This window comes from Streptomyces graminofaciens, from assembly GCF_030294945.1.
In the GTDB taxonomy this organism is placed as follows: domain Bacteria; phylum Actinomycetota; class Actinomycetes; order Streptomycetales; family Streptomycetaceae; genus Streptomyces; species Streptomyces graminofaciens.
The window spans coordinates 3,735,392-3,757,085 of sequence record NZ_AP018448.1; the positions used below are offsets into that span (position 1 = coordinate 3,735,392).

Sequence of the window (21,694 nt, forward strand, 5' to 3'; positions counted from 1 at the left end):
TGTGTGCGGGTGGGTTGGTTGTCCGGGGTGGCTGGGTGGGCTTGTCGGCTGCGGGTGGGTGGGGGCTGGTCGCGCAGTTCCCCGCGCCCCTTGGAAGCACAGGCCCCGCGGGCCTGAAAAGCACAGGACGCAGCCCCGGCTTTTCAGGGGCGCGGGGAACTGCGCGAGCAGCCACGACGAACCCGCACCCGCCAACGCCCCCCTCCCGCGCACAACCCTGGGACGCCCTGGTTCCGGACAAGGCGCCCCAGGAGCTCATCCCACCCTTACCTTCCCCTCCCGCACCAGACCCTGCGCGACGAGTTCGTCGCGAACCAGACCGGCGTAGACGGTCGCCCCGTGCACCGACGTATGGGTGTTGTCGCGCTTCTCGTTGTAGAGGTACAGCGCCTTGGAACCCTCGGTGCCCAGTGACTCGACCAGCGCCTTGGTCCTGGCGGTGAGATCGATCAGGGGCACGTCGTGCGCGGCGGCGACCGAGCGGGTCACCGCAGGGTGGTCGACGCCGAGGCCGTTGACCAGCAGCGCGGTGCCGTTGTTCAGCGTGCCGTCCGCGTTGAACCAGCGGCGCACGATCGGGGTCACCAGCACCGGCCGCCCGCCCTTCTCCCGGACCCCCGCGACCAGCGTCTCCAGGTTCGCCCGGTAGGTGGCCTCGTCGGTCTGCTTGTCGTTGTGGGCCAGCTGGATCAGGACCAGGTCGCCCCGGCGGATCTTCGGCTGGACGGTGGCCCAGAGGCGGGAGTCGGCGAGGTACGAGACCGTGCTCTCGCCGGAGTCGGCGTAGTTGGCGACGGACACGCCCTTGCGGAGGTACTGCGGGAGCTGCTGGCCCCAGCCGGAGTACGGGTCGCCGGGCTGGTCGCAGACCGTGGAGTCGCCGACGAGGAAGATCTGCCGGGCGCGTCGGGCCGGGGTCACGCTGATGTCGGCCAACGCGGGTGCCGAGCCGCCGATGACGAGGTCGAGGCCGGGGGTGCCGTCGGCGCCGGTCGGCTCGCCCTCGGGGGTGCGGACGTCGACGGTGAAGCTGCGGGAGACCGGTTCACCGGCCGCCGTGGCCGTCTCGGGGAGGAGGGTGCGCCGGGTCTCGCCGGTGACACGAGTACTCGCCGCCGCCTCGCCGCCGAGGCGGACCCTCACGTCGTACGTGCCGGGCGGGACGTCGAAGTGGCAGGCGTTCGCCGCGCAGTTCTCCAGGCCCAGCGGGGCGGGACGGCCATGGTGCGCCCCGGCCGCCTGGGCCGGTACGGCCGTCAGGACGGTGCCCAGGGTCGCCGCCGCCAGCGCGGCGAGAGTGAAACGTCTCATTGAGGTTCCTCCGAGGGATGACAAGACCCGGCGGCTGGACCGTACCCCTTCCGGCAAGCGCTTTCTAGATGTCGGACCGATTTCACAAAGTTGCCAACTTCCCCGCACCGAAAGCCCTTTCGCGAAATCGATTCAACTGTCACTCTTCCGAATCACCGCCATCCCCCACACCTCATGGCATCTCCCAAGGAGGAACCCCCACATGTCCTCATCCACCGACAGACCGCTCGGCCGCCGCGGCTTCGTCATCGGCGCGACCGCGAGCGCCGCCGGAGCCGCCCTCGCCGGACCGCTGGCCGGAACCGCGCGGGCCGCGTCCTTCGGCTACACGGACGACGGCTCGAACTACGTGATCGACACCGGCGCCAGCCTGGTCTTCAAGATCAGCAAGTCCAACGGCGACCTGACCTCGCTGGTCTACCGGGGCACGGAGTACCAGGGCTACGACGGCAAGAACTCGCACATCGAGTCCGGCCTCGGCAGCTCGACCGTCACCATCGCGCAGTCCGGTTCGACGATCCTGGTCTCCGTCACCTACGGCACGCTGAAGCACTACTACGCGGCCCGCAGCGGCGAGAACAACGTCTACCTGTGGACCAACAAGGCCGACACCTCGGTCAGCGCGACCCGTTACATCGTGCGCGTCAAGAAGGGCCTGTTCCTCAACGACGAGCCCGACTCGTACACCTACGCGCCGACCACGATCGAGGCCTCGGACGTCTTCGCGAAGTCCGACGGCCAGACCCGCTCGAAGCACTACTCCAAGCTCCGGGTGATCGACTACAACTACGTCGGCTGGACGACCGGCAGCGTCGGCCTGTACGTCGTGCGCTCCAACCACGAGAAGGCCTCCGGCGGCCCCTTCTACCGCTCGCTGCTGCGCCACCAGAGCGCGGACGGCGGCGGTCTGTACGAGATCCTGTACTACGGCCAGAACCAGACCGAGGCCCAGCGCTTCGGCCTCCAGGGCCCGTACGTCATCGCCTTCACCGACGGCGGCGCGCCCTCCTCGTCGCTGTTCCCGGGCACGCTGACCACCTCGTGGGCGGACTCGCTCGGCCTCTCCGGGTACACGGCCGCGAGCGGCCGGGGCCGGGTGGCGGGCGTCGGCATCACCGGGCGGAACACGTCGTACGCGTACACGGTCGGGCTCGCCAACTCGGCTGCGCAGTACTGGGGTTCGGCCCGTTCCTCCGACGGCTACTTCTCCATCGCCGGCATCCTGCCGGGGACGTACACGCTCACGGTCTACAAGTCCGAGCTGGCCGTGTACACGACCTCGGTGACGGTCACGGCGGGTGGGACGACCACTCTGAACTCGTTCGCGATCCCGTCGACGAACGATCCGTCCAACGCGGGCGTGATCTGGCGGATCAACGACTGGAACGGCACACCGAGCGGCTTCAAGAACGCCGATCTGATGACGTACGCGCATCCGTCGGACTCCCGGGCCGCCGCCTGGACCGGCAATGTGGTCATCGGCAGCGGCACCGAGACCTCGGCCTTCCCCTGCTACATCTGGAAGGACGTGAACAGTGGTCTCCTCGTCTACTTCAAGCTGACCGCGGCCCAGGCCGCCGCCGCGCACACCCTGCGGATCGGTGTGACGACGGCCTACGCCAACGGCCGGCCCCAGGTCGTCGTCAACGACACCTGGACCTCGGCCATCCCCTCCCCGCCCACCCAGCCGGACACGCGCTCACTGACGAACGGGTCCTACCGGGGCAACAACCACACGTTCACCTACAGCGTCCCGGCGTCCGCCTGGCAGACGGACACGAGTCAGTACAACGTGCTGAAGATCAACGTGGTGAGCGGGTCGGGGTCGACCTCCTATCTCAGCGCGGGGACGTCGATCGACGCGATCGACCTCCTCAGCTGAGCTGTCGTCAGGTTCCGCGCGTCCACTGCTGGTTCGTACCGCTGTTGCACGTGTACGTGATGATCGCGGCACCGTCGGCGGTGGACGCGCCGTTCACGTCCAGGCACTCGCCGGTCGCGCGGGACTTGACGTTGACGTAGGAGCCGGTGGTGGTGAGGGACCACTGCTGGTTGGTCGCCGAGGAGGAGCAGTTCTCCTGGGTCACCGTGTTGGCGTTCTCCTGGACGCACAGGGAGCTGTGACGGGTCATCAGCTGGTAGTAGCCGCTGCCGACGGACTTGAACCAGTACTTCTGGTTGTTGCCGCTGTTGCAGGTGTACTGCTTGATCTGGGCACCCGCCCACAGCGACTGACTCGTGACATCGGCGCACTTGGAGGAGTGCCGGGCTATCAGCGTGTTGTACGTGGCGCTGGTGCCGCCGATCGTGCCGGTCGCGGTGTCGACGGTGACCTCCGGGGACCAGGACATGGACATCGTGGTCGAGGTCGGGAAGGTCAGCGGCAGCCAGACGTAACGGGAGTCGTTGACCTTGCCGCCGAAGGCGTTGCCCCAGCGGTCGCCCATGTAGAGGTACGAGGTGGTCGACGTGCCCTGCACGGGCAGGACGTACGCGGTCTGCGAGCCGTACGTCGTCGAGTCGCCGACGTTGGTCATCGCCGTCCAGGGGCCAGCGATGCTGGTGGCGGTGGCGTACTGCTGCTGGTTGGGGTTCCAGCCGGTCGCGCCCGAGGTCAGCATGAAGTAGACGCCGCCCCGCTTGAACAGGGCCGGGGCCTCGCGGTGGCCGCCGTGCCAGGGGTCGGCGACGAGGCTGTCGATGCCGGTGTAGTCGGCGGTGAGCCGGTAGATCTGGAGGTCGTAGTTCTCGCGCGCCGCCGAGATCATGTAGCCGGTGCCGTCGGTGTCCACGAAGACCGTGATGTCACGGGACATGTGGGTGCCGAGCGGACGGAAGCTGCCCTTCCAGGTGTAGTTGCCGTCGACGGTGTCGGAGACGGCGACGGCGGCGCGGGCCTCGCTGTAGTCGCTGCCGTTCTCCTTGTGCATCCACATGACGAACTTGCCGGTGGAGGCGTTGTACATGACCTTCGGCCGCTCGATGTTGGCGGACGCCAGCTCGGGGTCGGTGGCCTGGGTCAGGACGTTGTTGCGGAACTCCCAGTTCTTCAGGTCCGTGGAGCGGTAGGCCGACACGTACTTGAAGGTGTTGTCGGAGTTCCGGTTCTCGCCGAACCAGTAGTAGTACGAGCCGACCTTGATCACCCCGCCGCCGTGGGCGTGCAGGGCGTTGCCCGAACTGTCCGTGAACTGGGTGCCGTTGGTGATCGTCTGCGCGGCCGCCTGTGCCGGGCCCGCGGTCACGAGGGCCCCGGTCAGCGCCAGACAGAGCGCTACGAGGATCGCGTACGCACGTCTCATCTCAGCTCTCCTTCAGTGTGTCGGCGACGGGGATGCCGAAGTCGGGGGTGCCGTCGGGCTTCCAGCCGAGGCGCTGGATACGGGTGTGCCTGTTGGGGTCGTTCAGCGGGTCGCCGACGATGTCCTTGTACTGCCGGGCGTGGTAGACGAGGACGTCGGTGCGACCGTCCTCGGCGACGGTGAAGCTGTTGTGGCCCGGGCCGTACTGCTTGGTGGTGTCGTTGCTGGTGAACACCGGCGTCGGGGACTTCGACCAGTTCGCGGCGTCCATCAGGTCGGCGTCCGCGTCGATGGTGAGCAGGCCCATGCAGTAGTTGAAGTCGGTCGCGCTCGCGGAGTACGACATGAAGAGCCGGCCGTTGCGCTTGATGACGGACGGGCCCTCGTTGACCCGGAAGCCGATGCGCTCCCAGTCCAGATCCGGTGTGGTGAGCCTGATCTGAGGACCGGTCAGGGTCACCGGATCGGCCATCCTCGACAGCCAGACGGCCGTGTTGTTGTCCATGCCGGGCTCGTGCTGCGCCCAGGCGAGGTAGCGGCTGCCGCGGTGGGTGAAGGTGGTGGCGTCCAGGGAGAAGGTCTCCCAGGCGGTCTTGAGCTGTCCGCGCTCGACCCAGGTGCCCTTGAACGGGTTGGGGTGGGAGTTCTCCAGGACCCAGATGCGGATCGCCCAGATGTCCTCGGCGGGCGCGGAGGCGAAGTAGATGTACCACTTGCCGTCGATGTGGTGGATCTCCGGCGCCCAGATGTGCGCGCCCATGACACCGGTCTCGTGCTTGCGCCAGAGCACGGACTCGGCGGCCGTCGAGAGCCCGCGCAGGGTGCGGGACCTGCGCAGGATGATCCGGTCGTACTCGGGCGCGGTCGCCGTGAAGTAGTAGAAGCCGTCGTGGTGGCGGTGGATGTGCGGGTCGGCACGGTTGCGGACCAGCGGGTTGACGTACGGGACGGCCGGCGGGCGCGCCGCCGCGTGGGCGGTGGTGGCGGGCAGCGCGGTGAGGGCGCCCGCGGCCAGGGCGCCCTTCAGGAGCAGCCGTCGATCGGGGGCGTCGGGGAGGTCGTACTCGCGGCTCATGCGGTCTGCCTCTCTGCAGGTTGCTGCATGTGGGGGGACACAAAAGAAAACAGAATCGTTCGACATTTCGCACAAGATCAGTCATTCCGAACGGCTGAAAGGTAAGGGTGTGTTACGTCGAGGTCAACGGGTCGGGCGAGACGAACACAAGCTCACAGGAACGACGCGAAGTTTTTGTTATCGAGGAGAGCCCCGAACCGTCTCCGACGACGTGCGCAGCCATACCCACAAGACAGCAGCGGCCGCCGGAGCCCTGACGGCGGTCGCCGTCATGCTCGGCTCCCCCACAGCCCACGCCGCCGGAACCCGGGACGTGACCGCCGACGTACTGGCGGGCCGGAACGTCACGCTCGCCGGGGACACGGTGGTGACCGTGCCGTCCGGGACGACCACGTACGACGGCGTGTTGAGCGGCACCGGCACGCTCACCGTGCGCGGCACCGGCACGCTGGTCCTCACCAGGAACAGCGACTTCACCCTGCCGAAGTCCCGGCAGCGGCAGAGCGTGAAGACCCTGGGCGGCAACCACCCGTACGTCACCGTGACCAACCCGGACCCGCCGGCCGTGACCGTGGCGAAGGGCGCGACCCTTCAGTACGGCGACAGCGGTTCGACCGGAGTCATCGGCCACTACCCGTACAACACCCCGGCGTTCCGGCTCAACCAGAACAACATCCGGGTCGACGGCACCCTGCGGCTGTCCCTGAAGAACGTCGACTACAACCTGGGCACGATCAGCGGCTCCGGCCTGGTCACCCAGCCGAGGTTCCTCTGGGGCACCTGGGACCTGTCCGGCACCCATCCCTTCACCGGGGTCATCGACAACGGCACGCAGGTGAACGCCGGGCGGCCGGAGTTCGCGACCTCGCTGCCGCGCGTGCGCAAGGTCCTCAACCAGGGCACCTGGACCGTGGACACCCCGCTGGGCCAGACCGTCACCCAGGGCATGGACTTCTACCAGCGCGAGTACGGCAGCGACATCAACGTCCAGTCGCGGCCGGGCAGCAAGGTGATCCTCACCGGCCAGTACAGCTGGACGGACCGGGGCGGCGACAGCAACCCCTCGCTCAGCGACCCCGCCCTGAACTGGACGCCCGCACGGAAGAACGTCAACAAGCGCGGCACCAACATCAAGGGCGCCAACGTCCAGTGGGGCGACGGGACGACCAACAAGATCTTCATGCCGGGGACCGCCAAGACGGTCTACATCAACCTGCTCGCGGCCCGGTCCCGCTCCCTGTTGACCTTCGACTACAACGGGCCGGTGACCCTGGGCGCCCCCATCGGCGGCGGCCGGTTCCACGACACGTTGTCCGCGCCCGGCGCCGGGGACATCGTCGTCAAGGGGACGAAGGGCAACGACGTCACCTTCGCCGCCACGCAGTTCTACAACGGCTCGACGACGATCGAGAAGAACGCCGTGCTGCGGCTGGGCAGCGGGAAGAAGGGCGGCGACGGCGGGCTGTACACCAAGGGCGACCTGTACAAGGTGGTCGACAACGGCTCGCTGGTCGTGCGGAACGTCTCGACCCCCGTGACACTGTCGAAGATCGGCGGCAGCGGCTCGCTCACCCAGTCGGGCACCGCGACGACGACACTGACGGGCGGTGGGGTGACGTACACGGGCAGGACGACCGTCACCAAGGGCACGCTCGCGCTGCGCTCGGGGGCGACTCTGGCGCACAGCAGGACCATCCGGCTCACCACGGCCGGGGCGAAGCTCGATGTGGGCACGGCAGGGCTGCGGGTGACCAAGTCGCTGTCCGGCAAGGGCACGGTCAAGGGCGCGGTGACCAACGAGGGCGTGATCGTGGCCGGGCTCACGGTGACCGGCGGCTACACCCAGACCGAGCGGGGCGAACTCGTGCTGCGCGAGCAGCCGTTGAAGGTGAGCGGGGCGGTGAAGCTGGCCGGGGAGCTGGACTTCGCGGCCCTGGCCGCCGTCGGCGGGCCCGGCGAGAAGGTCACCGTGATCGACCACAAGGGCAAGGGCAAGAACGCCGGTGCGTTCAGCGGGCTGCGCGAGGGCGCGAAGGCGAAGCTGGCCGACACCACGTACCGGATCAGCTACAAGGGCGGCGACGGCAACGACGTCGTGCTGACGGCGGTGGGGGCGAGCGCGTCACCGACCGCGAAGGCCGCCGCGGGCTCCGGCTCCGACCACCAGGTCACCCGTACGCAGAACACCGCCGCCTCGGCCGACAGCCGGCTCGGCTGGTGGCCGTACGCGCTGGCGGCCGGGCTGCTCGGAGGACTGCTGGTGCCGGTGACCAGGCGGCGCCGGGGCGGCCGGCGGCGGGGCGGGCGGCACGCTGCCGCCGGGTGAGCGTCGGCGGGAAACGGGTGGGCGGTCGTCGTACGGGGGTCGGCGACCGCCCACCCGTGTCGTACGGCTAGGGCGTGTTTCGAAAGTCCCGTCTGCCCCGCGACGCCTGGCACGGCACCTCGCCGCGTTGTCGGGATCGTCCGCGTACACCCAGTACGCGGACGACCCTCCGCCTTGCGATGCACCGCACCAGACGCCGCGGGCCCCGCCCTCCGGGCGGACGACGCCACTTTCGAAACACGCCCTAGACGGTGGCGGCGGTCTCCGCAGGGGCGGGGGTCTCCTCGGAGCTCTCCTGCCGTCCGCGCAGCCACACGTACACCGGGATGCCGGCGAAGAGGAACAGCACGCCCTGGTAGACGGCCGCGTAGCCCGCGCCGGCGATCAGCCAGAAGGAGAAGCCGAAGGAGAGGGCGGCGACGATCAGGTCACGGACCAGCCCGGCGGGGCGGACACGCTCGCGGGTGCCGCGAGCCAGCCAGTACAGCTGGGCGGCGGCCGACAGCAGGTACGGGACGCAGCCGGTGAACGTGGTGACGAGGACCAGGACGCGGAAGGCGGTGTCCGGGTTGTCGGCGTAGTTCACGACGATGAGGACCGTGCCGAGGACCGCGGTGGCGAGGACACCGAAGCCGGGGACCCCGCCCTTGCCCACCTGGGCGAACCGCTTCGGGAAGAGGCCGTCGCGGGCGGCGGCGTACGGCATCTGGGCGCTCAGCAGGATCCAGCCGTTGAGGCAGCCGACGATCGAGGCGACGGCGACCAGCGAGATCACCGTGCCGCCCCAGCTGCCGCCGGCGATCGAGTTCACGGCGTCGGCGAAGGGCGCCCCCGACTCGACGAGCTCCTTGTGCGGGACCAGACCGAAGACGGCGACCGTGCCGAGGATGTAGACGACGGCGGAGGCGAGCGTGCCGAGGACGCTGGCGCGGCCCACATTGCGCTCGGGGTCGCGGACCTCGCCCGCGCTGACGGCGGCCGACTCGACACCGAGGAAGCTGTAGAGGAGGAGCGCGGCGGAGGCGGCGATCGCGCCGGGGACGCTCTCGCCGGAGGAGTTGAAGGCGCCGTAGTTGTCGGTGTCGATGAAGAAGAGACCGATGGTGGCGACCAGCAGCAGCGGTACGAACTTCAGGACCGTGGAGACGATCTGCACGGCCCCGACATAGCGGGTGCCCGCGAAGTTCGCGGCGGCCGGCAGCCACAGGGCCGCCAGGGCCACGAGCGCCAGGACCGCCTTGCTGTCGCCCAGGGGTATCAGCACATCTACGTAGCCGACGACACCGACGGCGAGCGCGGCGATGCTGACCCAGCACATCGTCCAGTACGACCAGGCCGACAGGAAGCCCGCGAAGGGCCCGAAGGCGTCGCGCGGGTAGACGTACAGGCCGCCGGTGACGGGACTGCGCTTCGCCAGCCTGCCGAAGAGCAGGGCCAGCAGCACGGCGGCCACGGAGAGGATGACGAAGGCGAGCAGGCTCACCGTGCCGTACGGGGCGACGGCTGCGGGGAGGGTGAAGATGCCGCCGCCGATGATGTTGCCCATGACGAGGGCGGTGGCGGCGGCGAGGCCGAACTTGCGGCCGGGAGAGGCGTCCTTGCCCTCGCCGGGGGACTCGGCGGCCGGGGTCGGCTCGGGCTCGGTGGCCTCGGGGGTGCTGGTGGCGGTCATGGCGGTTCCCGTGGGGCTGGCGGGGCGGGCAGGTGGAGGTGGGGAGGTGGAGGTGGGCAGGTGGAGGTGGGGAGGTGGCCGAGATCGTATCCCGGTGTTTCACATGGTGGGCGATCTGTTCATGCACTGGTCACACTCGACGGCGGGTCCACTCCGGACGTCGACTACCGTCGTCGGTATGACCAGCGACACCACCCTCATCTCCCTCGCCGATGCCCTCGCCGCCGGTGCGCTCGTCCTCGACGGCGGGATGTCCAACCAGCTGGAGTCCGCCGGGCACGACCTGAGCGACGAACTGTGGTCCGCGCGGCTGCTCGCGGAACGGCCCGAGGCGATCACCGAGGCCCATCTCGCCTACTTCGAGGCGGGCGCGAACGTGGCGATCACCTCCAGCTACCAGGCCACGTTCGAAGGCTTCGCCAAGCGCGGGATCGACTCCGCCCGGGCTGCCGAACTCCTCGGCATGAGCGTTGAGCTGGCACGGGACGCGGCGGCTCGGGCGCGGGCGAAGGGGGTCGCGCGTCCGATGTGGGTGGCCGCTTCGGTGGGGCCGTACGGGGCGATGCTCGCGGACGGTTCCGAGTACCGGGGGCGGTACGGGTTGAGCGTCGAGGAACTGGAGCAGTTCCACCGGCCGCGGCTGGAGGTGCTGGCCGCCGCCGGGCCCGATGTCCTGGCCCTGGAGACGATTCCGGACACCGACGAGGCTGAGGCGTTGCTGCGGGCGGTTCGGGGGCTCGGGGTGCCGGTGTGGCTGTCGTACACGGTGGCCGGGGGGCGGACGCGGGCCGGGCAGTCACTGGAGGAGGCGTTCGGGCTGGTGACCGGGGTGGACGAGGTCGTCGCGGTCGGGGTGAACTGCTGCGCGCCGGAGGATGTGGACGGGGCGGTCGAGGTCGCGGCGCGAGTGACGGGCAAGCCGGTCGTGGTCTACCCGAACAGCGGGGAGGTCTGGGATGCGGAGGCTCGGGTCTGGGCCGGGCGGTCGACGTTCGCCGCTGAGCAGGTGGAGGGGTGGCGGGCGGGCGGGGCTCGGTTGATCGGGGGGTGCTGCCGGGTGGGGCCGGAGGGGATCTCGGGGATCGCGGAGACGCTGGGCTGAGCACCGGGCCCTTTCCGCCCCACGTGCGCCGCTTCGAGTCGAGTGGCCGGTCCGCGTCCGCTGATCTCACCGGCTCATACTCATAGGTACCGGCCGACGCATTCAGCCGCTCGGTCACAGGAGCTGCCGGAAAGGGGCACTTCGCACGGTGAACTTCTCGTCGATCTATCAGCACGGCTTCGCACGGGTCGCCGCGTGTACCGGCCACGCGGCCATCGCCGAGCCGCAGGCCAACGCCGAGGCGGTTCTGAGCCAGGGGCGCCGCTGCGCGGAGGAGGGGGTCGCCGTCGCCGTGTTCCCCGAGCTCTGCCTCTCCGGGTACTCGATCGAGGACCTGCTGCTGCAGGACGCGCTGCTCGACGAGGTCGAGACGGCGCTCCAGGCCGTGGTGGCGGGGTCCGCCGATCTGCTGACGGTGCTCGTCGTGGGCGCCCCGCTGCGCCACCGCCACCGGATCTACAACTGCGCGGTGGTCGTGCACCGCGGCCGGATCCTCGGCGTCACGCCCAAGTCGTATCCGCCGAACTACCGCGAGTTCTACGAGCGTCGGCAGATCGCCTCGGGCGACGACGAGCGCGGCGGCACGATCCGCGTCGGCGGCGAGAGCGTCCCGTTCGGCACGGATCTGCTGTTCGCCGCCGAGGACGTGCCCGGTCTGGTGCTGCACGCCGAGATCTGCGAGGACATGTGGGTGCCGGTGCCCCCGAGCGCGGAGGCCGCGCTGGCCGGGGCGACCGTCCTCGCCAACCTCTCGGGCAGCCCGATCACGGTCGGCCGGGCCGAGGACCGCAAGCTGCTGTGCCGCTCGTCGTCCGCCCGCTGCCTCGCCGCGTACGTCTACGCGGCGGCCGGTCTGGGCGAGTCGACCACCGACCTGTCCTGGGACGGCCAGACCATGATCTACGAGGACGGTGTGCTGCTGGCCGAGACCGACCGGTTCCCGCAGGGCGAGCAGTACGCGGTGGCCGACATCGACCTCGATCTGCTGCGGCAGGCCCGCCACCGGATGGGCACCTTCGACGACAACCGCCGCACCCACGCGGGGCGTACCGGTGACTTCCGGGAAATCCCGTTCCGGCTGGACCCGCCGACGGCCGTGGATCTCGGGCTGCGCCGCCGGGTCGAGCGGTTCCCGTTCGTGCCGGCCGACCCCGAGCGCCTCGCCCAGGACTGCTACGAGGCCTACAACATCCAGGTCGCGGGGCTCCAGCAGCGGCTGGCGTCGATCGGCGGCCCGAAGATCGTCATCGGTGTCTCCGGCGGCCTCGACTCCACGCACGCGCTGATCGTCGCCGCCCGGGCCATGGACCGCGCGGGCCGCCCCCGCAGCGACATCCTCGCCTTCACCCTGCCGGGTTTCGCGACCGGCGAGCACACCAAGGGCAACGCCCACGCGCTGATGCGCTCGCTCGGCGTGACCGCGGCCGAGCTGGACATCTCGCCGACGGCACGGCTCATGCTCCAGGAGATCGGCCACCCGTTCTCGTCCGGCGAGCCGCTGTACGACGTGACGTTCGAGAACGTACAGGCCGGGCTGCGCACGGACTACCTGTTCCGGCTGGCCAACCAGCGCGGCGGCATCGTGCTCGGCACCGGCGACCTGTCCGAGCTGGCCCTCGGCTGGTGCACCTACGGCGTCGGCGACCAGATGAGCCACTACAACGTGAACTCCGGCGTGCCGAAGACCCTCATCCAGCATCTGATCCGCTGGGTCATCAGCAGTGGCCAGTTCGGTGACGAGACCAACGAGACACTGGCCGCGATCCTCGACACGGAGATCAGCCCGGAGCTGGTGCCGGGCGAGGAGCTGCAGTCCACGGAGTCCAAGATCGGCCCGTACGCGCTGCACGACTTCACGCTCTTCCACATCCTGCGCCACGGCTTCCGGCCGTCGAAGATCGCCTTCCTGGCCTGGCACGCCTGGCGCGAGCAGGACGCGGGCGCCTGGCCGCCGGGGTTCCCGGAGGCCGAGCGGACGGCGTACGACCTGCCGGAGATCTGGCACTGGCTGGAGTACTTCTGCCGCCGCTTCTTCGGGTTCTCGCAGTTCAAGCGCTCGGCCATGCCCAACGGGCCGAAGGTCCTGGCCGGTGGTTCCCTCTCGCCGCGCGGCGACTGGCGGGCACCGTCCGACACCACGGCGGCGACCTGGCTGCGGGAACTGGCCCGCTGGGATGTGCCGCGCCGAGGTCAGGGGGCCTAAGGCGTGTTTCGAAAGTGGCGTCGTCCGCCCGGAGGGCGGGGCCCGCGGCGTCTGGTGCGGTGCATCGCAAGGCGGAGGGTCGTCCGCGTACTGGGCGTACGCGGACGACCCCGACAACGCGGCGAGGTGCCGTGCCAGGCCTCGCGGGGCAGACGGGACTTTCGAAACACGCCCTAGGGCGACAGGCCCTAGGGAGCTCGTCTGAAGCGGCGTACCGCCGCCAGCGGTGCTGCCGTGCCCCGTCTGGGCACGCCGGAGGACGCCGGGGTGATCGGCGGCCTCCGGGCGTCCGCGTCCCACAGGGCCAGCTCGCGGTCGTACGGGCCGTGGACGACCCCGTCCCCGTCCCCGTCCCCACCCCCGTCCTCGCCCTCGTCGAAGATCCGTACGGGGTGGGTGGCGTCCCAGGGCTGCCAGCCGGGGTCGCCGTCCGTCGCGAAGCGCACCCATGCCGTGTGCATGGTGGTGGCCAGTTCGCGGGGTGCCTCCTCGCCCGCGAGTTTCGCGGAGGCCTCGGTGGCGCCGGTGTCGAAGACGAAGCCGAGTTCGAGGGCGTGGCAGGAGCCGAGGCCGGGGAGGCGGGAGGGCCAGGCGAACTCGTAGACGTAGGAGGGGGCGTGGCCGAGGCGGGCGTCGGCCAGGCGGTGCAGGGGGACGCGCAGGAGGTGGTCGGTGACGAGCCGGCCGACCAGGTCGGCGGTGCTCTTGTCGGGGTGGAGGTCGCGGTAGCCGCGCGGGACCTCGGGGCCGCAGCGGCAGCGGGCGCGGGCACCGGCCAGGGCGACGGAGCCGAGGCGGTCGACGCGTTCGAGGAGGCCGCCGGGGACCAGCCAGAGGCGGTGTTCGTCGCGGGTCCAGCCCAGGAGGAGGTCGACGTCACGGGACGCGCCCTGGCCGGTCAGGGCGGCCAGGGGGTCGGTGGGGACCAGGTCTCCGTCGACGACCAGGCCGAAGGCGGGGCCGCCCAGGACCGGGCTGCTGAGCTTGCCGGCCTCGGCCTGGGCCTCCGCGAGCGCGGCGCGGTCGACGGCGGCGAAGGCCTCGGCGGTGGCGGGGACCTTCAGTCGGGCGGCCATCCGGCGGACCATGCGCCGGACCTTGTCACGGTCGAAGGCTTCGGGCGGGCCGCTCTGCAGCACGGCCCGGCGGAACAGGCCCCGGGCGCGCGGGGCGGCCAGCAGCGCGCCGATGCTGATGGCGCCCGCGGACTGCCCGAACACCGTGACGCGGTCCGGGTCGCCGCCGAACTCGGCGATGGAGTCCCGCACCCACTCCAGCGCGGCCAGCTGGTCGCGCAGTCCGTTGTTGGCCGGGGCGTCCGGGAAGAGGCCGTAACCCTCCACGCCCAGCCGGTAGTTGAGCGACACCAGCACCACGCCGTCGCGGGCGAAGGCGCCGCCGCCGTAGACGGGGACCGCCGACGAACCCCGGGTCAGCGCACCGCCGTGGATCCAGACCAGCACCGGGAGCCGGGCCCCTCGGCCCGGCTCCGGCGTCCACACATTGAGATTGAGGCAGTCGTCCCCCGGCACGACGGGGTCCGACAGATAGCGGGCGAACGCCTGCGAGTACGGCGGCTTCGGAGGCGTGGGCCCGAAGGCGACGGCGTCCCGCACGCCCGCCCAGGGCTCGGGCGGCACGGGCGGGCGGAACCGGTGAGGGCCGAAGGGCGGGGCGGCGTACGGAACGCCGCGGAAGACCGCGATCTTCCCGTATCCGGCCCCGTCCTCATAGGTGCCGCGTACGTCGCCGTGGGGCGTCCGGACCACGGGTCCTGTTCGGTCTGCCGTCATCCGCCCACCAGCTCCTCACACCGGCTCGTGAACCGTCGTTCACGTCAGAGCATGGCACCACCTCCGGATATTCCCGCGCAGGTCACCGCGGATCGGCTATTTCGCGTACAGCAGCGTGCCGAATCCCAACTGGTCGAAGCCGCCGCTGGTGGAGCCGTAGTCACCGCCGCCGCCCTCGGGCCGGACGCGCTCGGCCATGGCCTTGATGTACGGGACGTCCAGGCCCCGGCGGCGGCCGTAGTGGTAGTAGATGAGGTCCCAGACGGGCCTGACCTGGCCCCTGCTCACGGAGGAGATCGCGGTGTGGGTCTGGCGGGAGCAGTTCTGGCCGCTGCCCCAGGTGTAAGCGGTGAAGGGCACGTCGTTGCCCAGGTTGTACTTGGCGACGTACTGCGCGGCCTTCATGAACCGGTTGCCGTCGTAGCCGTACAGGTCGTCGCCCTGGGACCAGGCCATCTCGCAGAAGGCTCCCATCTGGCCCATGCCCATCATGCTGTGCCCCTGGTCGCGGCCGGACTCCTGCCACTGGCCGAGGGCGTAGCCGGCGGAGTCGGTGTGGAGGTAGGGGACGGCGTGGGCGATGGAGCCGTTGCCGGCGCCGGTCTTGAAGTAGTTGACGGCCTGGTCGTACTTGGCGCCGTCGTCGCACAGGATCCCGATCGCGAGGATCGAGTTCATGTTGCACAGGTCCCAGTTGGCCCAGTAGTTGGTGATGCAGGCGTCGTTGTGGTTGTTCAGGAACTGGTTGTTGAGCGGGTAGAAGACGTCGAGCATCATCGTCTTGAACCGGCCGAGGTCGAACCCGCTGTAGCCGCGCATGAGTTCGGCGGCGTTGGCGAACTGGTAGCCGTAGATCCCGGCGGCCAGGAACCGGTCGGCGTTGCCGGTGACGCCGGTCAGGGTGGCCGACCAGGCGTTGAGGATTCGGACCGCCGTGTCGCCGTTGGCGGTGGTGCCGGCGATCTTCCAGCGGAGTGCGTTCTGGTAGGCGGCGTGGAGGTCGTTGTAGAGGATGCCGTAGTTCTCGCCGGTGCCGCCGCGGATGATCGTGGTCTGCGGGTTGGGGGTCCAGGTGCTCGCGGAGTGGGAGTTGGCGGTCAGCCGGTTCCAGCCGGAGAGCCAGGGGTCGGTGCCGGCGGCGACCCGCACCTTGGCGCGGTTGAGTTCGCCGTAGGCGTGCAGCATGCCCGGGTGGGTGAAGGTGGCCGGGGCGGCCTCCGCCGTGGGGGCGGCGGAGGCTGAGCCCAGGGCGAGCGCGGCGGTGAGACCGCCGGCGGTCTGCAGGAGACCGCGGCGGCTCAACTTGCCGCTTGTGAAGCCATCTTGGGGCGTCTCGTGGGGGGAGGTGCGGCTCATTCGTGCGTCTCCGATCCAATGGAGATCTATGTGGGGGTGATGCTCACCTCGCTGAATCGCGCGGTGCCGAGGACCGGTTGGCTGCGGGAGCAGACCACCAGGCCCACGTGGTAGGGGGCGTCACCGAAGCCGGGGATCTCTCCCTCGGCGAGGGGGGTGAAGGTGACACCACCGTCTGTGGACACCGCTGCGGCGAAGACGGTCCCGGTCCGCTTCAGCCGCAGCAGCAGGGGCGGTTGGACGGTCGTGGTGCCCGAGAAGGCGGATGCTCCCGCCACCGTCTTGCGGAGCATCAGCTGAGCAGTGGTCCCGCCGGTGACGATCACCCCGGCGGCCTGGTCGAACGGCGACAGGGACTTCGCCATCAGCAGGCCCACCCGGTCGGCGGTGGCGCCGGTACGGGAGTCGAGACGGGCGGTGATCTCGCAGTCGCCGTTGACGGTTTGCCGTACGAACTGCCCTGTCATCCCCTGGTTGTTGACGGTGAGGTCGACTCCGGCGCCCCGGACGACGAAGGTCCCGTCCTCCTCGTACGCGGTGCTGCCGGGGGTGCGGATCGCGACCACGCCCAGGGTGCCGAAGACGCGGTCGTCGAGGACGGGGTCGCCCAGGTCGCCGTACGTCCAGGGGGTGGGCGGGGGTGTGCCCACGGCGAGGGTGAGGGTGCCGGTGGTGTCGCCCGCCGCGTTGCCCGCGGTGGTGGTGACGGTGAACTCGCCGGTCCGGGTGGGGGTTCCGGAGATCAGGCCGGTGCGCTCGTCGATGCGCAGGCCGTCGGGGAGGCCGGTCGCGGTGAACCGTACGGGCTCGTGCGAGGCGCGCAGCAGATGCCGCAACGGCACGCCCTTGTTCGCGAACACCGCTTCGGACGAGGTGGGACGGGGTGCGGTGGGCGTCGGCATCTCGGCGGCGGCCGGCTCCGACAGCGGGCCGCGTCCGCCGCTGTTCGTCTTCGCGACGGCGTAGTGGTACGTCGTGCCGGGGGTGCCGGTGGCGTCCGCGTACCGGATGCGGGTGCCGAAGCCGATCGGGCCGATTCCGGTCGCGATCGTCTCATAACGGCCGTCGGCGTCGGTGGACCGGAGCACCTTGTAGCGGGCGGAGAGGTCCGGGTCGGTCCAGGCCAGCTCGACCGCGTCGGCACCGGCCCTCGCCCGTAGATCGGTGGCCCTGCGCGTCGGGCGGGGCGCGCACCAGACCTCGCCCCGGGACGCGGACACCACGCTCACGTGGTCGAAGGCGCCGGTGCCGGTCTCGGCGTACTCCTCGTCGACGCCCAGGCAGGAGGTGAGGACGAGCCCGGCGTAGGCCGTGCGGCCCAACTCGACCTCGGTGGTGCCGACTTCGGTCCAGTGGACGCCGTCCGGCGAGATGGCGCCGGTGCAGCGGCGGCCCTTGCGGGTGACTCGCACCCAGTACGGCGCCCGCAGGCGGTAGCCGTCGCCCGCGCCCTCGACGTACGGCGCCTCAAGCGGGGTCGCCGACTCCGGCAGCTTGCCCAGGTCCGAGATCGGGAAGGCCGCGTCGACGGTGATCGCCCGCTGCTGGGCGGGCGGGACGGGCGTGCTGCCGGTCGCGGAGACCGACGCCCCGGCCTCCTCCCGAACCGTCCAGACCCCGCTCCATGTGTGCAGCGGCAGCCCCTGGATCAGCATCGAGGCGTGCGCGGCGTCGGCGTCGAGGGCGGCCCTGAGGGTGACACCGATCTTGGAGTACTGGGAGCTCAGCGGCCACACGATGCGTGCCGTGACCGTGCCGTCTCCGCGCAGCGGCACATGGGCCGTCCGGTACGTGTCCGCCGTACCGCTCGCCGTCAGCACGAACCGCTCGCCGTCGAAGGCTGCGGAACCCGGGAGCCGCACGTCCCCGATGTCACGGCTCGACCAGGGCTCGGGGAGCCCGGCGGCGATTGCGACGACCCCCGAATCGGCGCTGCTGCCGAGGGAGTTGATGGCCGCGACCTTGTAGTAGTACGTCCGACCGGGGCGTACGCCGGTGTCCGTGTACGTCGGCTTCTCGACGCCGGTGGCGACCTCCTCGTACGGGCCCTCGGGGCGGGTGGAGCGCCGGACCGTGTACGAAGCGGCCCACGCGGACGGCAGCCAGGCCACGGTGACGGTCCTGTCCTCGCCCGTCGCGGTGACGCCGGCCGGTGCCGTGGGCGCGGTCGGCGCGGGTGCCTCGGTGTCGGCGAAGGTGAAGGTGCCCCAGCTGGGCAGGTCGTCGTTGCTGCCCTCGACGACGCGGGCGCCGCCCGTGCCGCGGAAGACGGCCGCCTCGGTGTACGGGGCATCGAGGCCGCGGACGCCCGCGTAGTGGGCGTAGTACATCTCGTAGGCCGGGGGAAGGGTGCCGCGGACCTTGTCGGAGACGGTGGTCTTGAGGTACTTGCCGGTGCGGTCGAGGTCGGGGGTGAAGGGGACGTCGTTGCCGAGGTTGTAGCGGGCGGCGTACTCGGCGTTGGCAAGGACGCGGTGGTCGTCGTAGCCCCAGAGGTCGACGCCCTGGTTCCAGGCGACCTGGGCGGCGTCGCCCATCAGGCCGACCGCGAGCTGTTCGTGGCCCTGGTCGCGGCCGGACTCCTGGCCCTGGCCGGAGGCGGTGACGACACGACCCGGGACACTGCCGTTGCCGGCGCCGGCCGCCGCGAAGCGCAGGGCGTCCTCGAAGAGGGTGGGCTCCTCGCCGAACACGCCGATGGCCAGGATGGTCTGAATGGACGTCAGGTCCCAGTTGCCGTTGGCGTAGAGCATGTATCCGGAGACCGCCGGATACCAGACGTCCAGGAAGGAGCGCTCGCAGCGGGCGATGTCCGGGTCCGCCCATCCGTCGTAGCCGGTGTGGCGGAGCAACTCGGCGGCGTTGACGAACTTGAAGGCCTGGAGACCCGCTCCGAGCGGGCCGTCGGCGCCCGTGATCGTCGTCAGGGACGCCGACCAGGCGTTGAGGATGTCCCGGGCCTTGTCCGCGTGGGCCCGGTTGCCCGTCGCGCACCACATCAGGGCGTTCTGGTAGGCGGCGGCCGAGTCGGCGACGGCCTGGTTCTGGAAGTTGGTGGGGCCGCGGCCCCAGGAGGTGATCTGGCCGGTGTTCTGGATCGTGTACGTGGACTTCGAGCGGGCGTGGGCGGCGAGGGCCAGATAGCCGTCGTGGATCGGCGCCTTCTTGGCGGCGACCGCGGCCTTCATGCGGTCGAGGTCCCCTTCGGAGTGGAGGAGGCCGGGGTGTCGGAAGGTGAACGCCGCTTCGGCGGCGGCCTGGGCCCGGGCGGCCGTGGTGGAGGCGGACAGCAGTCCGGCTCCGGCCACGGCCGTGAAGCCCGCCGCGCCGAGGAACGACCGTCGGCTGAGGGGAAGCACGGGTGTCTCCTGGTTGTTTCCGTGGTGAGGGGTCACGCGTGCGCGACGGTGAGCGTGACGTCCTGCTTCGCGGTGCCCACGCTGTTGGTGGCCGAGATAGTGACCGTGAAGGAGCCGACGTGGTCCCTGGCGGACCCGGAGACGAGACCGGTTTCGGTGTCGATGACCAGGCCCTTCGGCAGCCCCTCGGCGTCGAACCTCGTCGGCAGCCCGCTGGCCGTGATCAGGTGATTGAAGACCTGGTGCTTGGTGGCCGTGACCTTGTCCGGGCTGGTGATCTCGGGCGCCGCGTCGGCCGTGGCCTCGGTCGAGTTCAGGAACCGGGTGTTCAGTACGTGCTCGTTGGCATACGCCGGCATCATGTCCGTGAACTTGTACCAGCCGGGCTTCTTCATCCCGTTGCCGATGAACTTGCCGTTGATGACCAGGTTCTGGAACGTGACGTTCTGGATGGCGTGGTCCGCGTCGAAGCCGACCATGACGGACGGGTTGGCGTGCGTCCCCGTGTACGTCAGGTTCCGGATGAAGACCCCGTCGATGCCCCGTCCGACGGAGGTGTTGTAGCTCTTGTTGTACATGACCCGCATGTTGATCAGCTGGCCCCAGCGGAAGTCCTCGACCCGGATGTCCTGGGCTCGGACGTTCTTCAGCAGATTGCTGTCGCCCGGGTTGAGCGCGATGCAGCCCTGGTAGTCCATCTGCGGTTCGCGGTGGTCGAGGATGTCGATGTTGCTGAAGACGAGGTTCTCGATGGTCTCCGGCTTGTCGGTGTTGCCGTGCGTGCCGACGTTGATGGGGTGCGCGACGTCCGCCCAGAGGGTGGAGTCGCGGACGGTGATGTTGCGGCAGTCGCCGTAGTACTCCCAGCGGTGGGCGTAGATGGCGATGCAGTCGTCGGAGTTGCGCATCCAGACGCCGTCGATCAGCACGTCCTCGCTGGAGAAGACGTCGATGCCGTCGCCCCACTGGCCGTGGCTGTAGGAGTGCAGGTTGCGTACGGTGACCTGCTGGGACTGGCCGACGGTGACGGAGTAGCCGCTGGTCGGGTTGAGCACGAGGATGCCGTCGATCTCGATGTTCTTCGAGTACTCGACGAGGACACCGCTCGGCGAGTTGTAGAGGACGCCGCGGCCGATCAGCCGGGCGTTCTGCACGTCATGGAACTCGATCCGGGACGTCAGCACCGCCCCACCGGCCAGGTAGACCGTCTTGCCGCTGGGCACCTTCACCACGTTGTCGGTGGTCTTGTGCAGGCCTGGGCCGAAGTAGATGACGTCCGGGTCGTCCGGGTCGGGGCACTTCGTCTCGATCGGGTTGGCGTGCAGTTGGAGGTTGTCGAACTTCTCGCCGTCGATCTCCAGGGAGAGGTTGCGCGGCTCGGTGAGGGTGAAGCTCACGGTGGCGCCGTCGACGGTGAACTCCGTGTCGTACGACAGGGGGCGTATCCGCGCGGTGCCGATGGCGCCCTTGGACGAGGTGACGGCGACCTCGACGGTGCCCTTGAAGTCGAAGGTGGCGACGGAGGAGTTGAAGACGGGACCGCTGCCCGTGTCCGCGTTGATCTGCTTCGCCCGGGCTCGGTAGACGGGCACGGTCTGCCACTCGCCGCCCGGCGTACGGGCCTTGACGGCGAAGCTCGTGTTGGTCGGGACCCCGCTCGGGATGGGGTACACCACCAGCTTGTCGGCGACTTCGGGGGTGCCGTCGGCTCTCGCGGTGCCGGCCGTGGCGCCGATCAGGGAGTACGCGGCGGCGGTCGCGCCCGCGGCCTGGAGGAGGGTGCGCCGGGACAGGCCGGAGCCCTGGGCGTCGTTCATGAGCACGTTCCTTATGGGAGGCGGGACTCGGGGGTGGCGCTGCTTCGTGGAGAGCAGAAGTCGGGGTGCGATGCAGTCGCCCCAGGTCAGGTCCAGGTGCAGGTGAAGGCGATCACGAAGCTCGCGGACAGCACCGGCCGGGACCGCGGCAGGAAGACCCGCCGGAAGATCGTCGCGTAGCCGCAGTAGCCGACGATCGCGGCCTCCTCCGGCTCGCGCGGCGGCCCGGCCGTGACATCCGGACGCCGATGTCCTGCTGCCCCCGCTCGATCGGCTCCGGGGAGAGGGCGAGGAATCGGCGGCGGCTCGGGGGAGCACCGGCATGGGTCTGCATCGACGCCTCACCTTCTGCGGCAACAAGCGACAACCGGCCACCGC

The 21,694-nt window shown here is 70.2% G+C and carries 12 protein-coding genes; 4 read left to right on the top strand and 8 right to left on the bottom strand.

The window, feature by feature from the left end; genetic code table 11:
• Nucleotides 1-255: 255 nt before the first annotated feature.
• Entirely contained in the window at nucleotides 256-1,311 is a 1,056-nt protein-coding gene (locus tag SGFS_RS16025; RefSeq protein WP_286250943.1) for a rhamnogalacturonan acetylesterase, read from the bottom strand.
• A 202-nt stretch (nucleotides 1,312-1,513) separates the two neighbouring features.
• Here SGFS_RS16025 and SGFS_RS16030 point away from each other — a divergent pair, with 202 nt between their 5' ends.
• Complete coding sequence (locus tag SGFS_RS16030) at nucleotides 1,514-3,193, top strand: rhamnogalacturonan lyase B N-terminal domain-containing protein (protein ID WP_286250944.1); 1,680 nt, start codon at nucleotides 1,514-1,516, stop codon at nucleotides 3,191-3,193.
• Nucleotides 3,194-3,200: 7 nt separating this feature from the next.
• Here the strand turns inward: SGFS_RS16030 and SGFS_RS16035 are convergent, their stop codons facing one another.
• Nucleotides 3,201-4,613 carry an RICIN domain-containing protein gene (locus SGFS_RS16035; protein WP_286250947.1) on the bottom strand — a complete coding sequence of 471 codons (1,413 nt, stop codon included), beginning with the start codon at nucleotides 4,611-4,613 and terminating at the stop codon, nucleotides 3,201-3,203.
• Nucleotide 4,614: 1 nt separating this feature from the next.
• Nucleotides 4,615-5,688, bottom strand: coding sequence for a glycoside hydrolase family 43 protein (locus SGFS_RS16040; RefSeq protein WP_286250948.1), 1,074 nt, complete (start codon nucleotides 5,686-5,688; stop codon nucleotides 4,615-4,617).
• Between the two features lie 211 nt (nucleotides 5,689-5,899).
• On the opposite strand from SGFS_RS16040, the gene SGFS_RS16045 reads away from it, so the two are divergent.
• Entirely contained in the window at nucleotides 5,900-8,014 is a 2,115-nt protein-coding gene (locus tag SGFS_RS16045; protein WP_286250949.1) for an autotransporter, read from the top strand.
• A gap of 244 nt (nucleotides 8,015-8,258) precedes the next feature.
• On the opposite strand, the gene SGFS_RS16050 is transcribed toward SGFS_RS16045, so the two are convergent.
• Nucleotides 8,259-9,686 (bottom strand): amino acid permease, encoded by a 1,428-nt coding sequence (locus tag SGFS_RS16050; RefSeq protein ID WP_286250950.1) that lies wholly within the window; start codon nucleotides 9,684-9,686, stop codon nucleotides 8,259-8,261.
• Nucleotides 9,687-9,864: 178 nt separating this feature from the next.
• On the opposite strand from SGFS_RS16050, the gene mmuM reads away from it, so the two are divergent.
• Both mmuM and SGFS_RS16060 read left to right on the top strand, forming a co-directional pair.
• On the top strand, nucleotides 9,865-10,788 hold the full coding sequence (gene mmuM, locus SGFS_RS16055) for a homocysteine S-methyltransferase (RefSeq protein WP_286250953.1): 924 nt from the start codon (nucleotides 9,865-9,867) through the stop codon (nucleotides 10,786-10,788).
• Nucleotides 10,789-10,936: 148 nt separating this feature from the next.
• Nucleotides 10,937-12,991, top strand: coding sequence for an NAD(+) synthase (locus SGFS_RS16060; RefSeq protein WP_286250955.1), 2,055 nt, complete (start codon nucleotides 10,937-10,939; stop codon nucleotides 12,989-12,991).
• A gap of 188 nt (nucleotides 12,992-13,179) precedes the next feature.
• Here SGFS_RS16060 and SGFS_RS16065 read toward each other — a convergent pair whose 3' ends face one another.
• The 4 genes from SGFS_RS16065 to SGFS_RS16080 all read right to left on the bottom strand — a co-directional run bounded on the left by SGFS_RS16065 (nucleotide 13,180) and on the right by SGFS_RS16080 (nucleotide 21,316).
• A complete protein-coding gene (locus SGFS_RS16065) occupies nucleotides 13,180-14,784 on the bottom strand; it encodes a carboxylesterase/lipase family protein (RefSeq protein WP_286250957.1) in 1,605 nt (534 codons plus the stop codon).
• Nucleotides 14,785-14,880: 96 nt separating this feature from the next.
• Entirely contained in the window at nucleotides 14,881-16,140 is a 1,260-nt protein-coding gene (locus tag SGFS_RS16070) for an alginate lyase family protein (RefSeq protein ID WP_286250958.1), read from the bottom strand.
• Nucleotides 16,141-16,166: 26 nt separating this feature from the next.
• Entirely contained in the window at nucleotides 16,167-19,499 is a 3,333-nt protein-coding gene (locus tag SGFS_RS16075) for an alginate lyase family protein (RefSeq protein WP_286250960.1), read from the bottom strand.
• 32 nt (nucleotides 19,500-19,531) lie between these two features.
• Nucleotides 19,532-21,316 carry a glycosyl hydrolase family 28 protein gene (locus SGFS_RS16080; RefSeq protein ID WP_286250962.1) on the bottom strand — a complete coding sequence of 595 codons (1,785 nt, stop codon included), beginning with the start codon at nucleotides 21,314-21,316 and terminating at the stop codon, nucleotides 19,532-19,534.
• Between the last annotated feature and the right edge of the window lie 378 nt (nucleotides 21,317-21,694).

What these genes read in the sequence shown, in the direction of transcription:
- SGFS_RS16025 (WP_286250943.1), bottom strand. Translation starts at nt 1,311, where the DNA reads ATGAGACGTTTCACTCTCGCCGCGCTGGCGGCGGCGACCCTGGGCACC.
- SGFS_RS16030 (WP_286250944.1), top strand. Translation starts at nt 1,514, where the DNA reads ATGTCCTCATCCACCGACAGACCGCTCGGCCGCCGCGGCTTCGTCATC.
- SGFS_RS16035 (WP_286250947.1), bottom strand. Translation starts at nt 4,613, where the DNA reads ATGAGACGTGCGTACGCGATCCTCGTAGCGCTCTGTCTGGCGCTGACC.
- SGFS_RS16040 (WP_286250948.1), bottom strand. Translation starts at nt 5,688, where the DNA reads ATGAGCCGCGAGTACGACCTCCCCGACGCCCCCGATCGACGGCTGCTC.
- SGFS_RS16050 (WP_286250950.1), bottom strand. Translation starts at nt 9,686, where the DNA reads ATGACCGCCACCAGCACCCCCGAGGCCACCGAGCCCGAGCCGACCCCG.
- mmuM (WP_286250953.1), top strand. Translation starts at nt 9,865, where the DNA reads ATGACCAGCGACACCACCCTCATCTCCCTCGCCGATGCCCTCGCCGCC.
- SGFS_RS16065 (WP_286250957.1), bottom strand. Translation starts at nt 14,784, where the DNA reads ATGACGGCAGACCGAACAGGACCCGTGGTCCGGACGCCCCACGGCGAC.
- SGFS_RS16070 (WP_286250958.1), bottom strand. Translation starts at nt 16,140, where the DNA reads ATGAGCCGCACCTCCCCCCACGAGACGCCCCAAGATGGCTTCACAAGC.
- SGFS_RS16080 (WP_286250962.1), bottom strand. Translation starts at nt 21,316, where the DNA reads ATGAACGACGCCCAGGGCTCCGGCCTGTCCCGGCGCACCCTCCTCCAG.